18 protein-coding genes and 1 tRNA gene are annotated in these 25,004 nt (G+C 70.3%); 17 read left to right on the forward strand and 2 right to left on the reverse strand.

The window, feature by feature from the left end; genetic code table 11:
• The first annotated feature begins 132 nt into the window (after positions 1 to 132).
• The 13 genes from ACFWR9_RS02045 to ACFWR9_RS02105 all read left to right on the forward strand — a co-directional run bounded on the left by ACFWR9_RS02045 (position 133) and on the right by ACFWR9_RS02105 (position 18,985).
• On the forward strand, positions 133 to 564 hold the full coding sequence (locus ACFWR9_RS02045; protein WP_383834046.1) for an ATP-binding protein: 432 nt from the start codon (positions 133 to 135) through the stop codon (positions 562 to 564).
• A gap of 295 nt (positions 565 to 859) precedes the next feature.
• Positions 860 to 3,265, forward strand: a complete 2,406-nt coding sequence (locus ACFWR9_RS02050; RefSeq protein ID WP_383834049.1) for a sodium-translocating pyrophosphatase — start codon at positions 860 to 862, stop codon at positions 3,263 to 3,265.
• Positions 3,266 to 3,472: 207 nt separating this feature from the next.
• Entirely contained in the window at positions 3,473 to 4,063 is a 591-nt protein-coding gene (locus tag ACFWR9_RS02055; RefSeq protein WP_161331965.1) for a small secreted protein, read from the forward strand.
• Positions 4,064 to 4,124: 61 nt separating this feature from the next.
• Positions 4,125 to 5,639, forward strand: coding sequence for a methyltransferase (locus ACFWR9_RS02060; RefSeq protein WP_383834054.1), 1,515 nt, complete (start codon positions 4,125 to 4,127; stop codon positions 5,637 to 5,639).
• 213 nt (positions 5,640 to 5,852) lie between these two features.
• Positions 5,853 to 6,050, forward strand: a complete 198-nt coding sequence (locus tag ACFWR9_RS02065; protein WP_383834534.1) for a hypothetical protein — start codon at positions 5,853 to 5,855, stop codon at positions 6,048 to 6,050.
• A 269-nt stretch (positions 6,051 to 6,319) separates the two neighbouring features.
• Positions 6,320 to 9,202, forward strand: coding sequence for a type I DNA topoisomerase (gene topA, locus ACFWR9_RS02070; protein ID WP_383834057.1), 2,883 nt, complete (start codon positions 6,320 to 6,322; stop codon positions 9,200 to 9,202).
• A gap of 153 nt (positions 9,203 to 9,355) precedes the next feature.
• Positions 9,356 to 12,676, forward strand: coding sequence for a dTMP kinase (tmk, locus tag ACFWR9_RS02075; protein ID WP_383834060.1), 3,321 nt, complete (start codon positions 9,356 to 9,358; stop codon positions 12,674 to 12,676).
• Positions 12,677 to 12,798: 122 nt separating this feature from the next.
• Entirely contained in the window at positions 12,799 to 14,004 is a 1,206-nt protein-coding gene (locus ACFWR9_RS02080; RefSeq protein WP_383834062.1) for a DNA polymerase III subunit delta', read from the forward strand.
• A 104-nt stretch (positions 14,005 to 14,108) separates the two neighbouring features.
• Positions 14,109 to 15,743 carry an alpha/beta hydrolase gene (locus tag ACFWR9_RS02085; RefSeq protein ID WP_383834064.1) on the forward strand — a complete coding sequence of 545 codons (1,635 nt, stop codon included), beginning with the start codon at positions 14,109 to 14,111 and terminating at the stop codon, positions 15,741 to 15,743.
• 105 nt (positions 15,744 to 15,848) lie between these two features.
• Positions 15,849 to 15,922 (forward strand) — tRNA-Thr (locus ACFWR9_RS02090).
• Positions 15,923 to 16,176: 254 nt separating this feature from the next.
• Positions 16,177 to 16,812: a hypothetical protein gene (locus ACFWR9_RS02095; RefSeq protein WP_383834067.1), complete on the forward strand. Its 636-nt coding sequence runs from the start codon at positions 16,177 to 16,179 to the stop codon at positions 16,810 to 16,812.
• 210 nt (positions 16,813 to 17,022) lie between these two features.
• Complete coding sequence (locus ACFWR9_RS02100) at positions 17,023 to 17,829, forward strand: hypothetical protein (protein ID WP_383834070.1); 807 nt, start codon at positions 17,023 to 17,025, stop codon at positions 17,827 to 17,829.
• Positions 17,816 to 18,985: an XRE family transcriptional regulator gene (locus ACFWR9_RS02105; RefSeq protein ID WP_383834072.1), complete on the forward strand. Its 1,170-nt coding sequence runs from the start codon at positions 17,816 to 17,818 to the stop codon at positions 18,983 to 18,985. The genes ACFWR9_RS02100 and ACFWR9_RS02105 overlap by 14 nt, the downstream gene beginning before the upstream one ends.
• Positions 18,986 to 19,028: 43 nt before the next feature.
• Here the strand turns inward: ACFWR9_RS02105 and ACFWR9_RS02110 are convergent, their stop codons facing one another.
• Entirely contained in the window at positions 19,029 to 20,648 is a 1,620-nt protein-coding gene (locus ACFWR9_RS02110) for a tyrosine-type recombinase/integrase (RefSeq protein ID WP_383834075.1), read from the reverse strand.
• Positions 20,645 to 21,346 carry a helix-turn-helix domain-containing protein gene (locus ACFWR9_RS02115; protein ID WP_383834077.1) on the reverse strand — a complete coding sequence of 234 codons (702 nt, stop codon included), beginning with the start codon at positions 21,344 to 21,346 and terminating at the stop codon, positions 20,645 to 20,647. The genes ACFWR9_RS02110 and ACFWR9_RS02115 overlap by 4 nt, the downstream gene beginning before the upstream one ends.
• 94 nt (positions 21,347 to 21,440) lie before the next feature.
• Here ACFWR9_RS02115 and ACFWR9_RS02120 point away from each other — a divergent pair, with 94 nt between their 5' ends.
• The 4 genes from ACFWR9_RS02120 (at position 21,441) to ACFWR9_RS02135 (ending at position 25,003) form a co-directional block, all read left to right on the forward strand.
• Entirely contained in the window at positions 21,441 to 21,671 is a 231-nt protein-coding gene (locus tag ACFWR9_RS02120; protein WP_383834080.1) for a hypothetical protein, read from the forward strand.
• Between the two features lie 235 nt (positions 21,672 to 21,906).
• Positions 21,907 to 23,238 carry a DUF3631 domain-containing protein gene (locus ACFWR9_RS02125; RefSeq protein ID WP_383834083.1) on the forward strand — a complete coding sequence of 444 codons (1,332 nt, stop codon included), beginning with the start codon at positions 21,907 to 21,909 and terminating at the stop codon, positions 23,236 to 23,238.
• A gap of 216 nt (positions 23,239 to 23,454) precedes the next feature.
• On the forward strand, positions 23,455 to 24,309 hold the full coding sequence (locus ACFWR9_RS02130) for a DUF2637 domain-containing protein (protein ID WP_383834537.1): 855 nt from the start codon (positions 23,455 to 23,457) through the stop codon (positions 24,307 to 24,309).
• A 133-nt stretch (positions 24,310 to 24,442) separates the two neighbouring features.
• On the forward strand, positions 24,443 to 25,003 hold the full coding sequence (locus tag ACFWR9_RS02135; protein ID WP_383834086.1) for a plasmid mobilization protein: 561 nt from the start codon (positions 24,443 to 24,445) through the stop codon (positions 25,001 to 25,003).
• The last annotated feature ends 1 nt before the right edge of the window (position 25,004 follow it).

The raw sequence follows: 25,004 nt of genomic DNA on the forward strand, positions 1-25,004 counted from the left end.
GGGGGGCGGGCCGCCCGCCGCTGCCCCCCCGGCGCGGGCGGGCGGGGCCCCGCCCGGGGTGAGAGGGGGGGGGGCCGGGGCGGTCGGCGCCCGGGACCCTCGAAAGCACGCCCGTAGTTCCGAGGGGGATGCATGGCCACCGTTGAACTCCGCTTCAGCGCGCTGCCCGAGCATGTCCGTACCGCCCGTCTCGTGGCGGCCGCGGTGGCACGCAGGGCCGGAGTGGACGAGGCCGTCCTCGACGAGGTCAGGCTCGCCGTCGGCGAGGCCTGCACGCGGGCTGTGGGCCTGCATCAGCACGTCGGCATCACGGCGCCGGTCAAGGTGTCGCTGATCGAGGAGGAGAAGCAGTTCTCCATCGAGGTCGGCGACGAGGCGCCGCACGCGGTCCCCGGGGACCGGGCCTCGGGCGCCGGGGCCGACGACCCGGAGGCCGAGGAGGACGAGATGGGCCTCGCGGTCATCAGCGGACTCGTCGACGACGTGGAGGTCAAGGCAGGCGAGGACGGCGGACTGATCCGCATGACCTGGCCGACCGCGCCGGCGGTGCTGCCGCCGGTCTGACCGCCCCCGCATCACCCTCCCGTATCACCCGAAGGGCCCTACCTCGTAGGGCCCTTCGTCATGTGCGGATCTACAGTGGTGCCGTGCGGGCGCCAAGTGAATTCATTCACGATCAATGGCGTCAGAAATCGATCACAAGGGAAGTCTGGGAAGTTAATGGCGGAAGGGCATTACTACTCCTCGGCTCCTTGTGGTTGACAGGTTAATTCCTTTTGTCGTGCACTGTTTTGATCAGCTTCCGGTACCTACAATCCCGTCCACATCTTGAGCTCAGCCCAAGCGTCAAGGAGGACGAATGGCGGAGCTTTCCAACCCTCATCAGTTGGGCGACCCCTCGACCCTCGCGGCCGCCGTGCTCACCGACGGAAACCGTGTCCTGATCGCGGTCATCGCCGTCGTCGCACTGGCCGCGCTGGTGCTCGCGGGCATCCTGGTGCGCCAGGTGCTCGCGGCGGGCGAGGGCACCGAGAGCATGAAAGAGATCGCGGCGGCCGTCCAGGAAGGCGCGAACGCCTATCTGGCCAGGCAGCTTCGCACGCTCGGCGTATTCGCCGTCGTCGTGTTCTTTCTGCTCATGCTGCTGCCCGCGGACGACTGGAATCAACGAGCCGGGCGATCGATCTTCTTCCTGATCGGCGCGGCGTTCTCGGCGGCCACCGGCTATATCGGCATGTGGCTCGCCGTCCGCAGCAATGTGCGCGTCGCCGCGGCGGCGCGGGAAGCGACCCCGGCACCTGGCGAACCGGAAAAGGATCTCACTCTCGTCTCGCACAAGGCGACGAAGATCGCTTTTCGCACGGGCGGCGTGGTCGGCATGTTCACGGTGGGGCTCGGCCTGCTGGGCGCCTGCTGCGTGGTGCTGGTGTACGCGGCCGACGCGCCGAAGGTCCTGGAGGGCTTCGGCCTCGGTGCCGCGCTGATCGCGATGTTCATGCGAGTCGGCGGCGGCATCTTCACCAAGGCCGCCGACGTCGGTGCCGACCTGGTCGGCAAGGTCGAACAGGGCATTCCGGAGGACGATCCGCGCAATGCCGCGACCATCGCCGACAACGTGGGCGACAACGTCGGCGACTGCGCGGGCATGGCCGCCGACCTGTTCGAGTCCTACGCCGTCACGCTGGTGGCCGCACTGATCCTCGGCAAGGTGGCCTTCGGCGACTCCGGGCTGGCGTTCCCGCTGCTGGTGCCGGCGATCGGTGTCGTCACCGCCATGATCGGCATCTTCGCGGTGGCGCCCCGGCGGTCCGACCGCAGCGGCATGAGCGCGATCAACCGGGGCTTCTTCATCTCCGCGGTGATCTCGCTCGTCCTGGTCGCGGTGGCCGTCTTCGTCTACCTGCCCGGGAAGTACTCGGAGCTGGACGGCGTCACCGACGCGGCCATCGCGGGCAAGAGCGGCGACCCGCGGATCCTCGCGCTCGTCGCGGTCGCCATCGGCATCGTGCTCGCCGCCCTGATCCAGCAGCTCACCGGCTACTTCACCGAGACCACCAGACGCCCCGTCAAGGACATCGGCAAGACCTCGCTCACCGGTCCCGCCACCGTCGTCCTCGCCGGTATCTCCCTCGGTCTCGAATCCGCCGTCTACACCGCCCTGTTGATCGGCCTCGGCGTCTACGGGGCCTTCCTGCTCGGCGGCGCCTCGATCATGCTGGCGCTGTTCGCGGTGGCGCTGGCCGGCACCGGCCTGCTCACCACGGTCGGTGTGATCGTCGCCATGGACACCTTCGGTCCGGTCTCCGACAACGCGCAGGGCATCGCCGAGATGTCCGGCGACGTCGAGGGCGCCGGCGCCCAGGTGCTCACCGACCTGGACGCCGTCGGCAACACCACCAAGGCCATCACCAAGGGCATCGCCATCGCCACCGCGGTCCTCGCGGCGGCGGCCCTGTTCGGGTCGTACCGCGACGCCATCACCAGCGGTGCGGCGGACGTGGGCGAGAAACTCAGCGGTGAGGGCGCGCCGATGAGCCTGATGATGGACATCTCGCAGCCCAACAACCTCGTCGGGCTGATCGCGGGCGCGGCGGTCGTCTTCCTCTTCTCGGGGCTGGCGATCAACGCGGTGTCGCGGTCGGCGGGCGCGGTGGTCTACGAGGTGCGGCGGCAGTTCCGGGAACGGCCCGGAATCATGGACTACAGCGAGAAACCGCAGTACGGCAAGGTCGTCGACATCTGCACCAGGGACGCCCTGCGGGAACTCGCCACGCCCGGACTGCTCGCCGTGATGGCGCCGATCTTCATCGGGTTCACGCTCGGCGTGGGCGCGCTCGGCGCGTTCCTCGCGGGCGCCATCGGCGCGGGCACGCTGATGGCGGTGTTCCTCGCCAACTCCGGCGGCTCCTGGGACAACGCCAAGAAACTCGTCGAGGACGGTCACCACGGCGGCAAGGGCAGCGAGGCTCACGCCGCCACCGTGATCGGCGACACGGTCGGCGACCCGTTCAAGGACACCGCGGGACCGGCCATCAACCCGCTGCTGAAGGTCATGAACCTGGTGGCGCTGCTCATCGCGCCCGCCGTCATCAAGTTCTCCTACGGCGCCGACAAGAGCATCGGCGTACGGGTGATGGTCGCGGTCGTCTCGTTCCTCGTCATCGCGGGGGCGGTCTACGTGTCCAAGCGGCGCGGGATCGCCATGGGTGACGAAGAGAACGCCGGCCACGAGCCCAAGTCGGCCGATCCGGCGGTGGTTTCGTAGCGGGCGGCGCGGAGCCCTCGTAGGAGGCGCAGCTCAAGGGAGGGGCGGACGGCGCGCGTTGACGCGTCGTCCGCCCGCCTCGTGCCCGTGCGCTCCCTTCACCGTGACCCTTCTCTCTCTTGGTGCAAATGGCTGCAATACGGTCTTAACGGATGTTCGTCCGGCGGATGTCCCCCATCCGGCGTGTATGTTCCGGGGCCGAGAGCCATGGAAGGGACCAAACCGGTGAACAAGAAGCTCGCGGTCGCACTGTCCGGCGGTGCGGTACTGGCACTGGCGCTGACGGGATGCGGTGGCAGTGACGACAACGAGAAGCTGAACTCCTGGGCGAAGGACGTCTGCGACGGGGTGCAGCCGCAGGCCAAGAAGATCGAGGCGGCCAACGCGGCGATCCAGAAGGAGACCTCGGACAACAGCACTCCGGCGGAGGTCCAGAAGACCGACGCGAAGGCGTTCCAGGACATGTCCGACGCTTACAAGGCGATGGGCGCCACCGTCCAGAAGGCCGGTGCTCCGGACGTCGAGGACGGCGAGAAGAAGCAGAAGGACGCGGTCACCGAGCTGAACGGCCTCTCCACGTCGTACGCCTCCCTCAGGAAGCAGGTGGAGGACCTCGACACCAAGGACCAGGCGAAGTTCGCCGACGGCCTCAAGGACATCGCCACCGAGCTGAACAAGCTCAGCAAGAGCGGCAGCGACGCGCTGAAGACCCTGGAGGAGGGTGAGGTCGGCCAGGCGATGGCGAAGCAGGAGAGCTGCAAGGCGGCCTCCGTGACGCCGTCGGCCACGACGGGCTGACGTCCCCACGCGAACACGCGCACACGGGGCGGAGGGCGGAGAGCGGGGCCACAATGGGGGTGTGAGTAACGCCAGCCTCTCCCCCCTGCCCTCCGCCGACCGCCCTGACGTCACCGCCCGGCTGCGGGACGCCCTGCTCGGGGCCTCCTTCACCGCCGACGGACTGCTGGAGCTGCTCGGCGCCCCCGCCTACGCGGCGCTGTCGCGCAGCGAGACCGTGCCCGCGCTCCGGGCCACCCGCGGCGACACGCCGCTCGAACTGCTCGTCCGGCTGTTCCTGCTCCAGCAACCCGTGCCCCACGCGCGCGTGACGGACGTTCTGCCCGTCGACGCCTGCCTGGAGACCGGCTGGCTGGTCCGGGCGGACGACGAGGTGGCGGCCACCGTGGACGTACGGCCCTACGGCGGACCCGGCGGCGAGGACTGGTTCATCGTCTCCGACCTGGGCTGCGCGGTCGGCGGCGCCGGAGGCATCGGCAACCACGCCGAGGGCGTCGTCCTCGGCGTCGGCGGCGCCTCCACGACCCTCGCGGGCCTCACCGTGCGTACGCCCGTCTCCGCCGCCCTCGACCTCGGCACCGGCTCCGGCATCCAGGCGCTGCACGCCGCCGCGCACGCCACGCGCGTGACGGCGACCGACGTCAACCCGCGCGCGCTGCACATCACCGCGCTCACCCTCGCCCTGTCCGGGGCCCCGGCCGCCGAGCTGCGCGAGGGCTCGCTGTACGAGCCGGTCGACAAGGACGAGACGTACGACCTGATCGTCTCCAACCCGCCCTTCGTGATCTCGCCCGGCGCCCGCCTCACCTACCGCGACGGCGGCATGGGCGGGGACGATCTGTGCCGCCGGCTCGTTCAGGAGACGGGGGAGCGGCTGAACCCGGGCGGGTTCGCGCACTTCCTCGCCAACTGGCAGCACGTGGAGGGAGAGGACTGGACGGACCGGCTGCGCTCCTGGGTGCCGCGCGGCTGCGATGCCTGGATCGTGCAGCGCGAGGTGCAGGACATCACGCAGTACGCCGAGCTGTGGCTCAGGGACGCGGGCGACCACCGCGGTGACGCGGCCGAGTACCAGGCGCGGTACGACGCGTGGCTGGACGAGTTCGAGGCGCGCAAGGTCAGGGCCGTCGGCTTCGGCTGGATCACGCTGCGCCGGACCGGGGTCGCCGAGCCCTCGGTCGTGGCCGAGGAGTGGCCGCACCCGATCGAGCAGCCGCTCGGCGAGACGGTGCGCGCGCACTTCGACCGCGTCGACTACCTCCGCGCCCACGACGACGCCGCCCTGCTCGAAGCGCACTTCACGCTGGCCGGCGAGGTCGTCCAGGAGCAGGTCGGGCTGCCCGGCGCCGAGGACCCGGAGCACGTCGTCCTGCGCCAGAACCGCGGCATGCGCCGGGCCACCCGGGTCGACACGGTCGGCGCCGGATTCGCGGGCGTCTGCGACGGCACCATGAGCGCGGGCCGCATCCTGGACGCCATCGCCCAGCTGGTCGGTGAGGACCCGGTGGCGCTGCGCGACCGCACGCCGGCCCAGATCCGGCTGCTGGTGGAGCAGGGGTTCCTCGAACCGGCATAGAACGAACCGGCGTAGGACGAACCGGCGTAGGACGAACCGGCGTGGCACGAACCGGGTAGGACGAACCGGCGAGGAGGCCCGTAACGAGCCACGCGCGGCGGCCGCCCGCCCGTCGGCTCCCCGTTCACCTCGGGTTCGCCTGCCCGCCGCCCACGCGTGACAGCGTCCCGGATGCTGCACACGCGCGGGCTGGAGAAAAGGGGCACGGGGACCATGGAGAGCGGGCCGGCGATCTTCGCGGGATTGGTGTTCGCCCTGTTCGGGGCCGGTCTGCTGATGTGGACCACGACGCGGGTGCGGCACGGCCGGCCCGTCGCGCACGGTGTGAGCCCCGTCGCATCGGCGACCGTCGCGAGTGTCGCCGCCGTGGCCGCGCTGGCCCTCGGCGCATGGTGCCTGACGCACGTGTGAGAGGCCGGTTCCGGTCCCCTGCCGCACTCTCCCCCTGGTAATCGGGGAATCGCGCTCCGGATACCCGGATCAGGGCCGGTGACCACTCCGGGCGGCAGGAACAGGGTTCGTCGGGTTACCGTTCGAGTGGCCGTTGCGGGCTTTTCCCGTTTGACACGGGGGCGGGAGGTACCGTCACACTCCGCAGCGTCACGACCGAAACGCAGCACGACCCGACCCCGGGACCACGACCTGGGGAGGCCCAGCGTCGACCGGAGAGAAGAGCGAAGTTGTCCCCGACCAGCGAGACCGCGAACGGCGGCCGCCGACTCGTCATCGTCGAGTCGCCTGCCAAGGCGAAGACGATCAAGGGCTATCTCGGCCCTGGCTACGTCGTCGAGGCGAGCGTCGGGCACATTCGCGACCTTCCCAGCGGCGCCGCCGAGGTGCCCGAGAAGTACACCGGCGAGGTCCGCCGCCTCGGTGTGGACGTCGAACACGACTTCCAGCCGATCTATGTGGTCAACGCCGACAAAAAGGCACAGGTCAGGAAGCTCAAGGACCTGCTCAAGGACTCCGACGAGCTCTTCCTCGCCACCGATGAGGACCGCGAGGGCGAGGCCATCGCCTGGCACCTCCAGGAAGTCCTCAAGCCGAAGATCCCCGTCAAGCGCATGGTGTTCCACGAGATCACCAAGGACGCGATCCGGGCCGCCGTGGCCAACCCGCGCCAGCTCAACCAGAAGCTCGTCGACGCCCAGGAGACCCGCCGCATCCTCGACCGCCTCTACGGCTACGAGGTCTCGCCGGTCCTGTGGAAGAAGGTCATGCCGAAGCTGTCGGCGGGCCGCGTCCAGTCCGTCGCCACCCGCCTCGTCGTCGAGCGGGAACGCGAGCGCATCGCGTTCCGCTCCGCCGAGTACTGGGACCTCACCGGCACCTTCGCCACCGGCCGCGCGGGGGACCAGTCGGACCCGTCGTCGCTGGTCGCCCGCCTCCAGACGGTCGACGGCCGGCGTGTCGCGCAGGGCCGCGACTTCGACTCCCTGGGACAGCTCAAGGGCGCGAACACCCTCCACCTCGACGAGGCGAACGCCCGCGCGCTCGCCGCCGCCCTGGAGAACACGCGCTTCGCCGTCCGCTCGGTCGAGTCCAAGCCGTACCGCCGCTCGCCGTACGCCCCGTTCCGTACGACGACGCTCCAGCAGGAGGCGAGCCGCAAGCTCGGCTTCGGCGCCAAGGCGACCATGCAGGTCGCCCAGAAGCTGTACGAGAACGGCTACATCACCTACATGCGTACGGACTCGACGACCCTGAGCGACACGGCCGTCAGCGCCGCCCGCGCCCAGGTCACGCAGCTGTACGGCGCCGACTACCTGCCCGCGCAGCCGCGGACCTACGCCGGCAAGGTCAAGAACGCCCAGGAGGCGCACGAGGCGATCCGCCCCTCGGGTGATCGTTTCCGCACGCCCGCCGAGACCGGACTGACCGGCGACCAGTTCAAGCTCTACGAGTTGATCTGGAAGCGGACCGTCGCCTCCCAGATGAAGGACGCGACCGGCAACAGCGTCACCGTGAAGATCGGTGGCTCCGCGTCCGACGGCCGGGACGTCGAGTTCAGCGCCTCCGGCAAGACGATCACCTTCCACGGCTTCCTGAAGGCGTACGTCGAAGGCGCCGACGACCCGAACGCCGAGCTGGACGACCGCGAGCGCCGGCTGCCGCAGGTCGCCCAGGGCGACGCGCTGACGGCCGAGGAGATCACGGTCGACGGCCACGCCACCAAGCCCCCGGCCCGCTACACCGAGGCGTCGCTGGTCAAGGAGCTGGAAGAGCGCGAGATCGGCCGCCCGTCGACGTACGCGTCGATCATCGGCACCATCCTGGACCGCGGCTACGTCTTCAAGAAGGGCACGGCACTCGTCCCGTCCTTCCTCTCCTTCGCCGTCGTCAACCTCCTGGAGAAGCACTTCGGGCGGCTCGTCGACTACGACTTCACCGCCAAGATGGAGGACGACCTCGACGCCATCGCCCGCGGCGAGGCGCAGGCGGTGCCGTGGCTGCGGCGCTTCTACTTCGGTGAAACAGCATCCGACAGCGGCTCCGCCGCGGGCGGCCACGGCGCCGCGGCGGATGCCGGCAACGGCGACGGAGACCACCTCGGCGGCCTCAAGGAACTGGTCACCGACCTCGGCGCGATCGACGCGCGCGAGGTGTCGTCCTTCCCCGTCGGCAACGACATCGTGCTGCGCGTCGGGCGCTACGGCCCCTACATCGAGCGCGGCGAGAAGGACTCCGAGAACCACCAGCGCGCCGACGTCCCCGAGGACCTGGCACCGGACGAGCTGTCCGTCGAGCTGTCGGAGGAACTGCTCGCCAAGCCGAGCGGCGACTTCGAGCTCGGCGCCGACCCGGCCACCGGCCACACCATCGTCGCCAAGGACGGCCGCTACGGCCCGTACGTCACCGAGGTGCTCCCCGAGGGCACCCCGAAGACCGGCAAGAACGCCGTGAAGCCGCGGACGGCCTCGCTGTTCAAGTCGATGGCGCTGGACACCGTCACCCTGGACGACGCCCTGAAGCTCATGTCGCTGCCGCGCGTCGTCGGTGCCGACGCCGAGGGCGTCGAGATCACCGCGCAGAACGGCCGCTACGGGCCCTACCTGAAGAAGGGCACCGACTCGCGGTCGCTCCAGGCCGAGGAGCAGCTCTTCACGATCACGCTGGAAGAGGCGCTGGCGATCTACGCCCAACCCAAGCAGCGTGGCCGGGCCGCGGCCAAGCCGCCGCTGAAGGAGCTGGGCACCGACCCGGTCAGTGAGAAGCCGGTCGTGGTCAAGGACGGCCGCTTCGGCGCGTACGTCACCGACGGCGAGACCAACGCGACCCTGCGCTCCGGCGACAGCGTCGAGGAGATCACGCCGGAGCGCGGCTACGAACTGCTCGCCGAGAAGCGCGCCAAGGGGCCCGCCAAGAAGACGGCGAAGAAGGCCACCAAGAAGACGGCCACCAAGAAGACGGCCGCCAAGAAGGCCCCGGCCAAGAAGGCGGCGGCGACCAAGAAGACGGCCGCGGCGAAGACGACGGCCGCCAAGAAGACCACCGCCGCCAAGAGCACCGCGAAGAAGACGGTCACCAAGAAGGCGACCGCCTCGCGGGCGTCGGAGGACTGAGTCCGGCTCAGAACCGGGAGCAGACCCAGAGCGGACCGGTTGGGCCGCGCACACCTTCGCAAAACGAACGCCCCGGCATCATTCGGATGCCGGGGCGTGCGTACGTGCGGCCGGGCATGCCGGACTGTCGGCGGCGACCGATAGGCTGAACGCATGACGCGAGCCGAGCAACCAACGGCCCCTCACCCCGCCCCGGACGACGCCCTGGTCGCGGACTCCCGCGAGCGCGCCGTCCGCGCCCTGCTGCGCCGGCCGCAGCTGCGGCGTTTGTGGAGCGCACAGCTCGTGGGGGGTGTCGGCGACATCCTCGCCCTGCTGGTGCTGGTCCTCCTCGCCGTCCAGGCGGCGATCGGCGCGGGCTCGTTCGGCGGGGGCTACCGGGGCGTGGCGTTCGCGGTGGCGACCGTCTTCGGCGTCCGCATCCTGGCGACGCTGCTCTTCGGCGCCGTCCTGCTCGGACCCCTCACCTCACTCACTTCGCAGGACGGCCCGCTCGACCGCCGCTGGACCATGGTCGGCGCCGACGGGCTGCGGGCCGCCCTGCTGATCGTCGCCCCCCTGTGGATCGACTGGACGCCGGACGACGCTCTCGCCGTCCTCCTGGTGACCACCTTCGTCACCGGCGTCGCCGAGCGCTTCTGGACGGTGTGCCGCGAGAGCGCGGCCCCCGCGCTGCTGCCGGCGCCGCCCCCGGAGGGCGCGACGGTACGGCCGCTGCCCGACCACATGGACACGCTGCGCCGCCTGTCGCTGCGTACGGGCTTCGTCGCGATCCCCCTCGCCGCCGCCGTACTGGTCGTCGCGGGGCTGGTGAACAACCTGCTGGGCGCCGGCATCGACTGGTTCGCCGAGCACCAGGCGGCGCTCGCCTCGTACGTTGCGGCCGGTCTCTTCGCCGCGTCCCTGTCCGTGGTGACCTTCCTGGAGCTGCCCGGCGTCCGCACCCCGCGCGCGCGGTCGCCGCTGGAGGGCCTGCGCCGCCCCAAGAGCGGCACCGGCGTCGACAAGGGTCGCACCGGCGTCCTGCCCCTGCTGGTGTTCGCCTGCGCGGCGGTCGCCGCCGTCGTGGCCGCCGCGGTCGCCGTGGCGGTGCTGCACGCCAAGGACCTGGGCGGCGGACCCGTGCTGTACGGGCTGATGGTGGGTGCGCTCACCGGCGGAGTCGTCGTCGGCATCCGTACGGCCCCGGCCCTGCTGCCCTCCCTGTCGCGCCGCCGTCTGCTCGCGCTGGCGATCGCCTTCGCAGGCGTCGCCCTGCTGGCCGCCGGGCTCGTCCCGGACGACACCACCGTGCTGCTGCTCCTCGTGCTGGCCGGTGTCGGCGCGGGCGTGACCGCGAACACCGGACACGCGCTGCTCGACCAGGAGACCGAGGACGGCCGCCGGGCCCGCACGACCGAGCACCTGCACGCGGTCGTCCGGGTCTACGTGGCGCTGGGCGCGGTCGTCGCGCCCGTGGTGGCGGCGGCGATCGGGCCGCACCGGCTGGAGAGCGGCAAGTTCGTCTTCGCGCACGGCGGCGCCGCGTTCGTCCTGATGCTGGTCGGCGCGCTGCTGCTGCCGGTGGCCGCGCTGGTGCTGGCCAAGGTCGACGACCGGTCCGGCGTACCGCTGCGGCACGACCTGCGGGACGCGCTGCTCGGCGGCGACGACCCGGTGCCGACGCCCGCGACGGGCGGCTTCTTCATCGCCCTGGAGGGCGGCGACGGCGCCGGGAAGTCCACCCAGGCCGAGGCCCTCGCCGAGTGGATCCGGGGCAAGGGGCACGAAGTCGTGCTCACGCGTGAGCCGGGGGCGACCCCGGTGGGCAAGCGCCTGCGCTCCATCCTGCTGGACGTCTCCAGCGCCGGTCTGTCGCACCGCGCGGAGGCGCTGCTGTACGCCGCCGACCGCGCGGAGCACGTCGACACCGTGGTCCGGCCCGCGCTGGAGCGCGGCGCCGTGGTCATCTCCGACCGGTACATCGACTCCTCGGTCGCCTACCAGGGCGCCGGCCGCGATCTGTCGCCGACCGAGATCGCCCGCATCAACCGCTGGGCCACCAACGGGCTCGTACCGCATCTGACCGTCCTGCTGGACGTCTCCCCGGAGACCGCGCGCGAGCGGTTCACCGAGGCGCCGGACCGGCTGGAGTCGGAGCCCGCCGAGTTCCACGCGCGTGTGCGCTCCGGTTTCCTCACCCTGGCCGCGGCCGACCCCGGGCGCTACCTCGTCGTCGACGCGGGCCAGGAGCCCGAGGCCGTCGGCACCGTTGTACGCCACCGGCTCGACCAGGTGCTGCCGCTGTCCGAGGCCGAGATCAAGGCCCGGGAGGAGGCGCGCCGCAAGGCCGAGGAGGAAGCCCGCCGCAAGGCCGAGGAAGAGGCCGCGCGCAAGGCGGAGGAGGAGCGCCTGGAGCGTGAGCGCCTCGAACAGCTGGAGCGGCTGCGCGCCGAGGAGGAGGAGCGCAAGCGGCGCGAGCTGGAGGAGGCGCAGCGGCGCGAGGCCGAGCGGCAGGCCGAGGAGGCCCGGCTCCGGGCCGAGGAAGCGAGCCGGAAGGCCGAGGAGGAGCGGGTACGGCTCCTCGCCGAGGAGAAGGCTCGGGCCGAGGAGGAGGCGCGGCTGCGGGCCGAGGAGGAGCGCCGCCGCAAGCAGGCCGAGGAGGAGGCCCGGCTGCACGCCGAGGCCGAGGCCCGGCGTCTGGAGAAGCAGCACAAGGCCGAAGAGGCCCTGCTGCGCGCCGAGGAGGCGCGCCGGGCGGCGGAGCAGGCGGCGGCAGCGGCCGCCGCGGGCCCGAGGACGACGGCGCCGCCCGCGGCGGACGCGCCCCGGCCGAAGCCGGCCGCGGCCCCTTCGGACGCGGCGACCGTGGCGACGCCGGTGGTGACTCCGACGAACGCCTCCGGTGGCCCCGTGGAGGACACGGCCGTCCTGCGTCCGGTGCGGGACACGCGGGACGGCGACGCCGAGGACGGATCCGGGGACGATGGGGCGTCCGGGGCATCTGGTTCCCGGGAGTCCGAGTCCGAGGTGACGACCGAGCTGCCCAAGCCGCCCGAGCCGGCCGGCTCGGCGGACGAGACGACGGTGCTGCCGGCCGTGGAGCCGCGGGACGTCGACGAGACGGCGGTCCTGCCGCCGGTGACGCCGGGCGCCGCCGACGACACGGCGGTGCTGCCCCCCGTACGCGATGACGACCCCGCCGACCGGGTCCCGCCGGGCTACTTCCGGGAGGAGGGCCCCGGCGACGGTGCCGACGACCGGACCCGCGACGGCCGGGACCGTACGCGCGAGCTGCCCCGGATCGACCCCGACCAGGCGCCACCCCGCCGGCGCCGTTCCGACTGGGCCGAGGAGACGCCGCTCGACGACCTGCCGACCCTGGCGGACGAACTGCTCGGGCCGCGCGACGACGAGGACGGCCGGGGCGACGAGGGCCGGGACGGCCGCGGTGGCGACGGTGGCCGCCGGGGCAAGGGCCGAGGGCGCCGCTGAGCACCGGGCCCCGGTCCGGGGCCCGGCCTCGTTGTCAGTGCCGCCCCGCACAATGGAAGGCGCGACGCGGACAGGTGCGGCGCGGTGCGACGGCGGAGCGTGACGGAAGGACGGCGTGACCCATGACCGTGTGGGACGACCTCGTCGGGCAGGAGAAGGTGGGCGAGCAGCTCACCACCGCTGCCCGGGACGCCGACGCCTTCGTCACCGCCGCCGCGGCCGAGGGCCCGCTGCCGGAGGCGTCGAGCATGACGCACGCCTGGCTGTTCACCGGCCCGCCCGGCGCGGGGGTGACACGGACGGCGCGGGCCTTCGCCGCCGCGCTCCAGTGCGTGAGCCCCGACCGCGCCCTCGGGGGCGTCCCCGGCTGCGGCTTCTGCGACGGCTGCCACACGGCGCTCCTCGGCACCCACGCCGACGTCAGCACGGTGTCCGCCGTGGGCGCCGAGATCCTCGTGCGCGACATGCGGGACACGGTCCGCAAGTCGTTCACCTCGCCGGCGAACGGCCGCTGGCAGATCATCCTCGTCGAGGACGCCGAGCGGTTGAACGAGAAGTCGGCCAACGCCGTCCTCAAGGCCGTCGAGGAGCCCGCCCCGCGCACGGTCTGGATGCTGTGCGCCCCGTCCATCGAGGATGTGCTGCCCACGATCCGCTCCCGCTGCCGCCATCTGAACCTGCGCACACCGTCGGTCGAGGCCGTCGCCGACATGCTGGTACGCCGCGAGGGCATCGAGCCGGACGTCGCCGCGTCGGCGGCCCGCGCCACCCAGGGCCACGTCGACCGGGCCCGTCGCCTGGCCACCGACCAGTCCGCCCGGGACCGCCGCGCCGCCGTGCTGAAGCTGCCCCTGCGGATCGAGGACGTCGGCGGCGCGCTCAGGGCCGCGCAGGAACTGGTCGACGCGGCGGCGGAGGACGCCAAGCAGCTCGCCGAGGGGATGGACAGCAAGGAGGCCGAGGAGCTGAAGGCGGCCCTGGGAGCGGCCCAGGGCGGCAGACTGCCGCGCGGCACGGCGGGCGTGATGAAGGATCTGGAGGACAAGCAGAAGCGCCGCAGAACGCGTACGCAGCGTGACAGCCTCGACCTCGCCCTGACCGACCTCACCGCCTTCTACCGCGACGTCCTCGCCCTCCAGCTCGGCTCCCGTGTGGCGATCGCCAACGCCGACGCGCAGGACGCCCTGGACCGGCTGGCCCACGGCAGCTCACCCGAAGCGACCCTCCGCCGCATCGAGGCGATCGCCGCCTGCGGTGAGGCCCTGGACCGCAATGTGCCGCCGCTGCTGGCGGTGGAGGCGATGACGATGGCGCTCCGATCGGGCTGAGCCGGCGTCCGTCTCGGCGCGGCATCCGGTTGACGGCGTAACACGAACGAGCCACACGGACCACGCACCGCATCTACTCCATCGCGGAGAGTTACGCTCGCTGAATGCACACAAGGCGCACTCACCGCAGGACCCGCATCGGCGGCACCCGGATCCGAGTCACGCTCCTCGCCGCCGCGCTGCTCGCCACCGCCTGCTCGGCAGGGGGCGCGCCGACGTCCGGTGGTTCGGCGGCGGAGGCGGCAGGCGCGACGGAGGCGGCAGGCGCGACGGAGGCGGCGACGGCGTCCCTGGCGCCGCTGCCGAAGGCCACGCCCGCCGAGCTGTCGCCGTACTACGAGCAGAAGCTCGGCTGGCGCGACTGCGGTGTCCCCGGCTTCCAGTGCGCCACCATGAAGGCCCCGCTCGACTACGCGAAACCGGCCGAGGGCGACGTTCGCCTCGCCGTGGCCCGCAAGAAGGCCACCGGCCCCGGCAAGCGGCTCGGCTCGCTCCTCGTCAACCCGGGCGGACCGGGCGGCTCGGCCGTCGGCTACCTCCAGCAGTACGCGGGCATCGGCTACCCGGAGAAGGTCCGCGCCCAGTACGACATGGTGGCGGTCGATCCGCGCGGTGTGGCCCGCAGCGAGCCCATCGAGTGCCTGGACGGCCGCGAGATGGACGCGTACACGCGGACCGACGTCACCCCGGACGACCAGGGCGAGACGGACGGGCTGGTCGACGCGTACAAGGAGTTCGCCGAGGGCTGCGGTGCGGACGCGCCGAGACTGCTGCGCCACGTCTCGACGGTCGAGGCGGCCCGCGACATGGACGTCCTGCGCGCGGTGCTGGGCGACGACAAGCTGACCTATGTCGGAGCCTCGTACGGCACCTTCCTCGGGGCGACGTACGCCGGACTCTTCCCGGACCGGGCCGGGCGCCTGGTCCTGGACGGCGCGATGGACCCGTCCCTGCCCGCACGCCGGCTGAACCTGGAACAGACGGCGGGCTTCGAGACCGCCTTCCAGTCCTTCGCGAAGGACTGCGTACGCCGCGCCGACTGCCCCCTGGGCGACAAGAGCACCACCCCCACCCAGGTAGGCAAGAACCTGAAGGCGTTCTTCGGCGACCTGGACGCCAAGCCGATCCCCACCGGCGACGCGGACGGCCGCAAGCTCACCGAGTCCCTGGCCACCACCGGCGTGATCGCGGCGATGTACGACGAGGGCGCCTGGCAGCGGCTGCGCGAGTCGCTGGCCTCGGCGATGAAGGAGAACGACGGTGCCGGCCTGCTGGTCCTGTCCGACAGCTACTACGAGCGCGAGGCCGACGGCGGCTACAGCAACCTGATGTTCGCGAACGCCGCGGTGAACTGCCTCGACCTCCCCGCGGCCTTCTCCTCGCCCGACGAGGTGCGCGATGCCCTCCCCGACTTCGAGAAGGCATCCCCCGTCTTCGGCGAGGGCCTCGCCTGGGCCTCGCTGAACTGCGCGTACTGGCCGGTGCGGGCCTCGGGCGAGCCGCACCGCATCGAGGCCGCCGGCGCCACCCCGATCGTCGTGGTCGGCACCACCCGCGACCCGGCCACCCCGTACCGCTGGGCCGAGACCCTGGCCGAACAGCTCTCCTCCGGCCGCCTCCTCACCTACGAGGGCGACGGCCACACCGCGTACGGCCGCGGCAGCACCTGCGTCGACTCCGCGATCGGCACGTACCTGCTCCGCGGCACCGCCCCGGAGGACGGCAAGCGCTGCTCGTAGCGGCCCCTCACCCACCCGTACCCGCCTCCGGGGCGGGTACGAAGCACCCCCGGAAACTGTGTAGACTTACCGACGTTGCTGATCGCACCATGGTGCCCAGCGCGCGCCGCCTTAGCTCAGATGGCCAGAGCAACGCACTCGTAATGCGTAGGTCTCGGGTTCGAATCCCGAAGGCGGCTCGGATCAACCCCAGGACCCACTCGCCGTGGCCTGGGGTTTTTTCATGCCCGGGGCGTTCTGCCTCCGAGGGCGGCGCCTCCGTTCGTGCCAGGAAATCCAAGGGGAGCGCAAGGGGAGCGCGCGAGCGCAAAGAGAGTGCCGGGGGTGCGCGGAGCGAGGAGCAGCGACGCGAGCCGAATGGACCCTGGCGGTTTCCCGACCGTAGCTTCGGTTTTGTGGAGATGCTCCAAGCCGTCCTTCTAGGGTGGACGTCGTGGCAGAGCCGATGGACACACTCCCCTTCAAGACCCTGGTGGCGCAGACGAGCGCCGTACTGCTGACGCACGGCGTCGAGGTCGAGACCACGTCGGTGCACGGCGTTGCGGCGCACTGCGTGGAGGTCATGGCCGGGCAAGTGGGCGTGGACCTTGAGGATGCCGTCCATCTGGTCACACCAGAGGCCGTGGCCGAACTCATCATGGCGGCGGCAGCGGAGGAGCACGGGGTCTCCCGTCCGCACGCCATGCGCCCGGTACGAGTCGACGACCGCACCGTCGGCGTCCCCGTCGAAGCTGTGGGGCACTTGGTCATGGCCGCGTCGCAGGCCGGCAAGTACGCCGGGGCCAACGGCGACGGAGCAGCCTCGGAGCACCTGCTGGACCTCGCCACCGAGTTCGGTGCCGCGCTGGTGACGGATCACACCGACGGTGCTGCCGAGATCCCGGTAGGGGTGCTCGACGAGGCGGCCGAACTGGTGGACACCGTCGCCGGCCGAATCGAATCCCGTGAGTGGAGCCTGTGCCCTTGTGGCGAGGACCACGGCCAAGGAGACGTGGACGCGGGCACTGTCCCGGTGATGCGCCACCACGCAGCCTTGGCCCGAAGTCTTCGCGCAAAGGCGTGCGGATAGCGGGCAGTTCGCATCCATGGGTGAACCTCCTCGCTAGCCGCCGGAAGCTCGATCGCGGCGCTGATACCGCTGGCCGAACCACACCCAGCCGAGACAGCTGCACGATTCGCGCGACACGCGGAAGTACTTGTGGAAGAAGTTCGACATCAACTAAAGTGCCCATCGTAACGGAATGCTCCAATGCGAAGTTCGACCTCAGGAGTCGCCCGCGTGAGTACATCCCTGTCGCCTTGGGCGACCGAAGTGTTCGGCGAACAGGCGCAGCCAGTACGCACATTGCTCGGGCAGGCGTTGCGAAACATGCAGGCCAACGCCCAGGCGGCGCATGCCCAGGCCGAATCCCGCACCAACCACACCTTCGGAACGTCCCGATGGCAGAACCAGTTCGAACGCCTCCAGGACGAGCTGATGGACCTGCCGGGCGCCACCCCCGTCAAGCCGTTCGGATTTCCTTTCGAGCTCATGCTCGTCCGCGGTGGGCTGCTTTTCCCCTTCCTCTACTCGAAGACCAAGGCCGACGTACGCAAGGCCCGAATCCCCAGCGAGTCCTTGCTGGTGAAGGAGCTGTTCACGTTCGCTCCCGAACCGCAGCACGTACAGGGCGAGTTCGATCTCGACCTCGGGGTGGCTGCCGACGTCGTGGAGCCTCGCGGTGGTCTAGCCACCCTGCCTGAAGGCACTCGCCTCGTCCTGGTGCCCTTCGCCTGTAATACGTCCGAGCTGCTCGAGGCGCATTGGGGTATCGCATCGCTGGGAGAGAACCGCCGTCTGATGTGGGCGACGGAACCGGAGACCCTTGAGCTGCCACAGAGCGTCACTCCCCACAGGACGCGGCTGACCGGCATCCCGGAGCAGGCTGGCGCCTCCGAACTCCAGGGCACCACCTTCGCCGACGGGAGCGAGCCCACGCTTACGCTGTCCTCGCGCGCTGCCTCGGACCGGCACAGGGCCGTTCCGCCGCAAACCGAAGCAGAACCAGTCGAGGACCAGACCAGCGAAGACGATGCGACCCACTAGGCAAGACCTCATCCCGGGACTGGAAGAGCGCGGAACGACCCCCCGCGCGATCGCCGATGGGTTCGATCCCTCTCGGCTGACACAAGCACGCCGGTTGGCGGAGATGACCAAGAAGGAGGTCGCAGGAAGGATCGGGGTGACTCCAGCTGCTGTCGGGCAGTACGAGACAGGGGTCTCACGTCCACGCCCAGACCTGATTCCCCGACTCGCGGAAACACTAGGTGTACCGGCTACCTTCTTCCTGCTCGGACGGCCGGCTAATCGCCTCGATGCCTCGATGGCCCACTTTCGAAGCCTGCGCAGCACCCCGAAATCTCAGAGGGAACGGGCACTTGCTCTCGCTGAGCAAGTCTGGGAGCTCACGTATGCACTGGAGCAGCGGATCCAACTGCCCTTCGTCGACCTACCCGGGTTTGCCGGTGGGGAGGTACATCCAGGGGCGGAACTTTCCACCGATCCGGCTTCTGCGGCTCGTGAGTTGCGGCAGCGTTGGGGGGTGGGGCACGGGCCGGTGACTCATCTGGTGAGACGTATGGAAGCCCATGGCATCGTCGTGGTCATGCCTTCTGCGGCTGATCCTTCGGCGGCCTCAGTGGATGCGTTCTCGACCCGCGCCGCCCGCCCACTGGTGATCCTCACTGCTAACCGCGCGGACGATGTCTACAGGCATCGGTTCACGGCTGCGCACGAGCTGGGGCACCTGGTACTCCACGGCGATGCCACGGGCGACAGCAGGCAGGAGAAGGAAGCCGACGCCTTCGCTGCCGAGTTCCTGACCCCGCAGAGCAGCATCTTGCCGCTGCTGCCGAAGCGGATGGACTTCGCCAGGCTCGCCGAACTAAGGCAAGTCTGGGGTGTGTCCATCCACTCTCTTATCTACCGATGCCGCGAGTTGGGACTGACGTCTGACGCCACTACCAGCCGTACGTATCAACGCCTCCGAGCATTGGAAGGCCAGCCCGGGTTCATGGCGGAGTCGGTGTCCAATTTCCCCGGCGAGCGACCTTCGCTCCTACAGCAAGCCTTTGCCATGGCAGTTGAAGAGGCAGGGCTGTCAGTAGCCGAGTTGGCTCGTGAACTGGCGTGGACGACGCCCCGTGTCCGTGAGCTGCTTGGGGTCCAGGAGCAGCGACCCGTGCTTCGCCTGGTGCCGTAAAGGGGCCTGGGGTAACACGAGCACGGAACTCGCAAGGCTGCCCCTATTGCGCCTGCGAGGGACGGGGGATCGCACCACAAGAGCACGTACAGGTGCACTCAGGAGCAGACCCCACGGCTACGGAGCGCACGGCCCGTTCCTCGATCACCGAGCGGATGGCGTGTGGAGCCCGAGGTACGAGTTTGACCACGGCTTCGGCGGCCGCGCGGGAGAGGTCGTCGAGGACGGCCTGGTAGACGTCCCGTGTGATGCGGGTGTCGCTGTGGCCCAGGGTTTCGGAGATCACCTTGATGTCGACGCCTGCGGCGAGCATCAGGGTCGCGGCGCCGTGGCGCAGGTCGTGCAGGCGGATGGGCGGGAGGCCGGCCTCGGTGGTCAGTCGGTCGAAGAGATCGGAGATCTTGCCGGGGTGCAGCAGGGCCCCGTCCTCCTCGGTGAAGATGCGGCCCGTGTCCTTCCAGGCATCACCCCACTCGCGTTTCTCGTCCTCCTGGAGGCGCCGGCGCACCTCGACCAAGTCGACGGTCTCCTCGTCGAGTGCCACGGAGCGGATGCCGCTGTTGGTCTTGGGGAGCCCTTCGAGTATTTCCCAGCCGTCCTGGACGAGCTGTGTGGCGATCTCCAGTGACCGGCTCTTCTTCGAGAAGTCGATCCAGCGCGGTGCGCATCCTTCCCCACGTCGCAGGCCGCGGAAGGCGATCAGGCGCCACATGGCCTCCAGGCGGTGGCCGGTGACGTGGTCCAAGAAGATGCCGGTCTGTTCCGGCGTCCAGACCATCACCGGACTGGGCTTCTCGCCGGTGGCAAGCCAGCGGGCGACGCGCGCCTCGGTCCAGATGAGGGCCTTGGGCTTGGTGCCGGGCCGCAGCTCGACGTGTTCGGCCGGGTTGTAGTTGGGGACGATGCGCTGCGCGATGGCCGTATTGAGCGCGGCGCGCAGGGTGGCCCTGATGTGGTGCTGCGTGTTGACGCTCGTGACCCGACGGAACGGCGGCATCTCGTCGATAGCTGCCTTCACCCACTTGCGGCGGGCCCGGTTCTCCGTCCCCTTCCATGGGATGGCCTTCAACTCCGCAACTGCCGACTGCCGTTGAGCGTTCTGTTCCTGAATCTCAATGTTCGCCTCGTTGATGGCATCGAACATGCGGTCCAGGTGCGGCACGTTGAGCTTGTCGAGACGTATCTGGCCCAGGTGGGGCTTGAGGTGGATGCGGACGTCGACCTCGTAGCGGGCGTAGCCGCCGGCGCGGAGCCGCTTCTTGCCGCCGAGCCAGAGGTCCAGCCACTCGGACACTGTCATCTTGGGGTTGAGGGCCTGCCCGGCGGCCAGACGGCGACGGGTCTCGTCGTAGTCGGGCAGGGGCTCCTTCGCCGTGGCGCACTTCTCCAGCATGTCGCTGATCGCGAGGTGGCCTGCCGGGTCGTCCTCGTCGGGGATGGCGAGCAGTGCGCGGACCGCTGCCAGTTCCTTGGTTGCCTCGGTGGACGAGGTGAAGCCGCTGCGGCGGAACTCACGCCTGGTGCCATCGGCGCGGTTGGCGAGTTCGTGGCGTAGGGACCAGCCGCCGTGACGACGGTTGGACAGCTTCGGACAGGACTGGCCGAAGTTCTTGCCGGTCTTGGGGTCACGGCAGGAGCAGCGACGATGGGTGGAGCCCTTCAAAGATCGTTCTCCTCGGAGGTGTCGGGATCTCTCCCGGACGATTCGGTTGCGGTGACCACGTCGGGCCAGAGGGGCGGGGGTGTGACGTCCTCTTTTTGGATGAATGCCCGGACTCTGCGCAGGCGGCTCATGGCTTCCTCGGCCGCCTCGGCGGCGCGCGCCTGGGCGCGCAGGGCGTCCGCCTTCCGATCCGTGTTCGGGGCGGTCCTGGCCTGATAGCGGGCATGCTCCTCGTCTTGTTGTGCGCGGCGCAGTCGATCTTGGGCCGCCTGGTGGGCGCGGAAGTAGCGGAGCATGTCGTCGTCCGTGCCGAGAACGGTCTCCTCCCCAGTGAACCGCTGTAGCGCGTCCAGGGTGGAGGTGGGGTCTTGCAGCGGGAGTCGCTGCACGTCCTCGACGTAGCCGACGGGGTAGAGCAGGCAGACGGGCGAGGTGTTCAGCGCCTCGGCCAGCACGATGACGTCGACCAAAGGCAGGGTGGAACGGCGTCCGGACTCCATGTTGGCGATGACGTTGCGGGGGATCGGGTGGCCGATCACCTCGCACTTGTCCGCCAAGTCCTGCGCACTCCAACCGAGTTCCCTCCGTCGTCTGCAGACCTCGCTGGCCACGGTGGCCATGACCTGGTCCACCCACTCCGGGAAGTCGCCCTCATCGTCGGCGTTCTTCTCTCTAGGGTGACTCCGGCGTTGTGTCATATAGACACAGTAGCTCGCCTAGCGTTGATTCCAAGACCTGGAGACGGACGCGGTGGTCGCGTTCGCCGTGGGCTCAGTCATGGATGGAGTACGCATGCGCGAGAACGCAGTCGCCGGCTGGGCGAAGGGCATGACCCGAGACGAGCTTCTGGAACTCCCTGCAGCCGTTGACCTTGAGACTGGCAATCGTGCGCTGGGGCTAGGCCGGAGCAAGGGGTACGACCTGGCCAAGCGCGGCCAGTACCCGTGCAAGGTGCTCCGGCTCGGTAACGCCTACCGGGTGGTGACCGCAGACCTGTTGGCCCTTCTGGGCTTGGCGGCATGAGTCACCCGATGCGCTCCGCGCACTTCTGCGCTGAGCTGACACAGAAACCCTGGACTGTTGACCGGGCGTGGACGTACTGTCCGTGGTCGCTCGCGGTGTCGAAGCCCCCGCGAGAAAGGGGAGAGCCTCCGGCGGTGCAACGCCGGAGGCCCAGAGGCTCCCCAGCAATCCCGTGAGATCCAACCCGGCGGCAGGGGCGTGCAAGCCCGAACACCGCCAGACGAGGAGCCGCCCAATGCAACCCGAGAACCCCGACTTCTATTCCGCGCCCGCCCGGGTGCCCTGGCCCGCCACAGCCATACCCGGCCAACCCGACGCCCACTTGTACGACGCGGTCGACGAGAGCGCAGAGGTCGAAGCTGAGGACCAACCTGCCAGCTCTGCTGACCCTCTGGTGCCGAATTGCCCCGCGGATACGGGGACCGAGGAGCCTCTGGCCGAGGGAGCTCAGATCCTGGACGCCCTTCGGGCACAGATCAAGCGATACGTGGCGATGCCGAGCGAGGAGGCCGTCACGGCGGTGGCGCTGTGGGTCGCGGCGACGCATCTGCAGGGTGCGTGGCAGCACGCGCCGCGTCTGGCGATCGTCGCGCCGGAAAAGCGGTGTGGGAAGTCCAGGCTGCTGGATGTGGTGACCGAGACCGTGCACAAGCGCCTGATCACGGTCAACGCCAGCGCGGCGGCGATTTTCCGGTCGATCGACGGGGACGACCCGCCGACGCTCCTGGTCGACGAGGCCGACACTATGTTCGCCACCGGCAAGGCGGCGGAAAAGAACGAGGAGGTGCGTGGCCTGATCAACGCCGGGCACCAGCGTGGCCGGCCGACGCTGCGGGTGTCCGGGCCCGAGCACCAGGTGCAGGAATTCGCGACCTTCGCCATGGCCGCGCTCGCCGGGATCGGCGACCTGCCCGACACGATCATGGACCGTGCGGTGGTCATCCGGATGCGCCGTCGCGCGGCGGGCGAGAAGGTGGCGTCCTTCCGCACCAGCCGGGACACCCCCGCCCTGCACGCGATCCGCGTCCGTCTCGGTGCCTGGCTCCAGCCGCTCTATCCGCAGGCCCTGGAGATGGAGCCGCCGATACCGGTCGAGGACCGTGCTGCGGACACCTGGGAGCCGCTAGTCGTCGTCGCCGATCTTGCGGGAGGCGACTGGCCGGTGCTGGCCCGCTCCGCTTGTCGCTCCATGACCGACTACGAGGCGGGCCAAGACCAGGAGGGCGGTCTGCGCACCCGCCTCCTGCTCGACATCCGCAGCGCCTTCACGGCCGTCGGAGATCCTGCCTTGCTGAGCACGAGGCACCTGCTGGAAGCGCTGAACGCGGACAAAGAGGCGCCGTGGGCGGAGTACACGGACAAAGGCTTGACTCCGCGTGGCCTGCAGCTGCTCCTGAAGCCCTACGGCATCAACGCGACCAACCGCCGCTTCCCTGGCGGCACCCAGGCCAGGGGCTACGCGCGCACCCAATTCCTCGACACCTGGGCCCGGTACTGCCCCGAGCCAAAGCCTGCCGCCGAACCGGTCCAATCGGCGGAAGACGCGCTGCCCGACACCGCAGCCTGACCCGTCTCCACTCGCATCACCCGTCCCTGCGCAGGTCAGCGCAGGGACGGGTGAGTGGCCCGCAACGAGTCGTCTCGACATCACCACGCCACCCGTACCTGCTCTGAGCAGGCATGCGACGGGTGTTACGAGTCCCAGCACCCCACGGCGGCCACGCCATGCTCTGCCCTTGTCTGCGCCGTGGCCGCCGCCCCAAGCCATCTGGAGCGCCCCCGCTTGTCCGCACGCATCGCCGCCCTACGCGGAACCGACCTGATCCGCCTCGGCATTGCCCTGCTCGCCGTGTTCGCCTTCGCCCTCTCCTACGATGCCCTGCGGCAGATGGGCGTCGCCATCCACATCCGTGGCCTTCTGACCTACGCCTTCCCGCTCGTGATCGACGGGTTCATCGCCGTCGGCGTCGGCGCCCTGCTCATGCTGCGCACCGCCCCCTGGTACTCCCGGCTGTACGTGTGGCTGCTCGTCGGCGTGGCCACCATGACGAGCATCTGGGCCAACGCCGTACACGCCGTCCGCCTCAACCAGCAGGCCCGCCAGGGCAATGGGCTCCGTCTTGACGACATCACCGTCGGCGGCCTGTCCGCCATCGCCCCGCTCGCCTTGGCCGGCGCGGTCCACCTCTACATCGTCGTCCACCACCACCCCACAACCGGTCCGTCCGATCCCGGAGCCGCCGAAGGCTCGGAGGCGGCCACCCCTCAGCGCGCCGACCTGGAACGGGTCATAGCGGGCGTCCCCCGCGGTGCGCACCTTGACGTAAGGGAGCCAACTGGCGTCGATGTGGCTCACCAATCGAACGATGTGGCTTCGGCGACGGACGTTGTGGCGCGCTCCGCCGAGCCACAGCATCACGAGCCTGTCGATGTCGACCCCGAACGGCTCGCCCTCGCTCGCACCGCACCCCTCGGGCGCAACGACCGGGCCTCCCGACGCCACATCGAAGACACCTTTCGAGACCGTCAGCTCACCATCGGCCGGAAGGAAGCGGATCGGCTGAAGGACCTCGTCCAAGCCGAGTTGGACGCCGCTGAGCCACAGGAAGACCCCACGGTTAGCGCCGACGCCGCCTGAGCCCACAGCCCCCGCGTCCTCGCGCACAGCAACGCGAGGACACGGGGCTCGCAGGCAACCCATGTCACCAGCACGCCCGGAGACCCAAAGCATGCACGATCGTCACAGCGAACTCACCACCACGCAGCAGCAGATGACTACCCACCTAAACAGCGCAGCAAGTTGTCGGGTAAGGAGTCCTTACCCGGCCTCCGCCCAGGAGGCGGCGGAGGCATCCGGCGCCGAGGCGGCACCGGAGTCGGTCGGCCCGGGGGAGCCGTCCGAGACTGGGGGCAGCAAGCCGTCGTCGAGCGTGCCGCAGCAGCCTTCGCCGCGTCGCCGTCTACGCGACAAGCAGCTGCGCGAGCGCCGAGTCCACCCCCGCTACAACGAAGCCGAGTTCGCCCTCGTCAAGAATGCGGCCGCCCTGAGTCGCATGGCGCTCGGCGGCTACGTGGCTGAGTGCTCGCTTGCCGCCGCCCGCGCCGACGACCCTACGGCGGCCGTCGCCGACTACCGCGCCATGGTCAAATCGCTGATGGCAGCCAACGGGCAGCTCGGCAAGATCGGCAGCAACCTCAACCAGCTCGCCCACCACCTCAACAAGGACGGCACCTGGCCCCACCCCGCCACCATCCAAAGCCTCCTGGAGCGAGTCGAGGCGGCCATCGCCTCAGCAGACACCGCCATCGCTCAGGTCACTGAAGGGCGGTAAG

It is taken from the genome of Streptomyces sp. NPDC058534, from assembly GCF_042717365.1.
Classification (GTDB): Bacteria; Actinomycetota; Actinomycetes; order Streptomycetales; family Streptomycetaceae; genus Streptomyces.

What these genes read in the sequence shown, in the direction of transcription:
- ACFWR9_RS02045 (WP_383834046.1), top strand. Translation starts at nt 133, where the DNA reads ATGGCCACCGTTGAACTCCGCTTCAGCGCGCTGCCCGAGCATGTCCGT.
- ACFWR9_RS02050 (WP_383834049.1), top strand. Translation starts at nt 860, where the DNA reads ATGGCGGAGCTTTCCAACCCTCATCAGTTGGGCGACCCCTCGACCCTC.
- ACFWR9_RS02055 (WP_161331965.1), top strand. Translation starts at nt 3,473, where the DNA reads ATGGAAGGGACCAAACCGGTGAACAAGAAGCTCGCGGTCGCACTGTCC.
- ACFWR9_RS02065 (WP_383834534.1), top strand. Translation starts at nt 5,853, where the DNA reads ATGGAGAGCGGGCCGGCGATCTTCGCGGGATTGGTGTTCGCCCTGTTC.
- tmk (WP_383834060.1), top strand. Translation starts at nt 9,356, where the DNA reads ATGACGCGAGCCGAGCAACCAACGGCCCCTCACCCCGCCCCGGACGAC.
- ACFWR9_RS02080 (WP_383834062.1), top strand. Translation starts at nt 12,799, where the DNA reads ATGACCGTGTGGGACGACCTCGTCGGGCAGGAGAAGGTGGGCGAGCAG.
- ACFWR9_RS02085 (WP_383834064.1), top strand. Translation starts at nt 14,109, where the DNA reads ATGCACACAAGGCGCACTCACCGCAGGACCCGCATCGGCGGCACCCGG.
- ACFWR9_RS02105 (WP_383834072.1), top strand. Translation starts at nt 17,816, where the DNA reads ATGCGACCCACTAGGCAAGACCTCATCCCGGGACTGGAAGAGCGCGGA.
- ACFWR9_RS02115 (WP_383834077.1), bottom strand. Translation starts at nt 21,346, where the DNA reads ATGACACAACGCCGGAGTCACCCTAGAGAGAAGAACGCCGACGATGAG.
- ACFWR9_RS02120 (WP_383834080.1), top strand. Translation starts at nt 21,441, where the DNA reads ATGCGCGAGAACGCAGTCGCCGGCTGGGCGAAGGGCATGACCCGAGAC.
- ACFWR9_RS02125 (WP_383834083.1), top strand. Translation starts at nt 21,907, where the DNA reads ATGCAACCCGAGAACCCCGACTTCTATTCCGCGCCCGCCCGGGTGCCC.
- ACFWR9_RS02135 (WP_383834086.1), top strand. Translation starts at nt 24,443, where the DNA reads ATGACTACCCACCTAAACAGCGCAGCAAGTTGTCGGGTAAGGAGTCCT.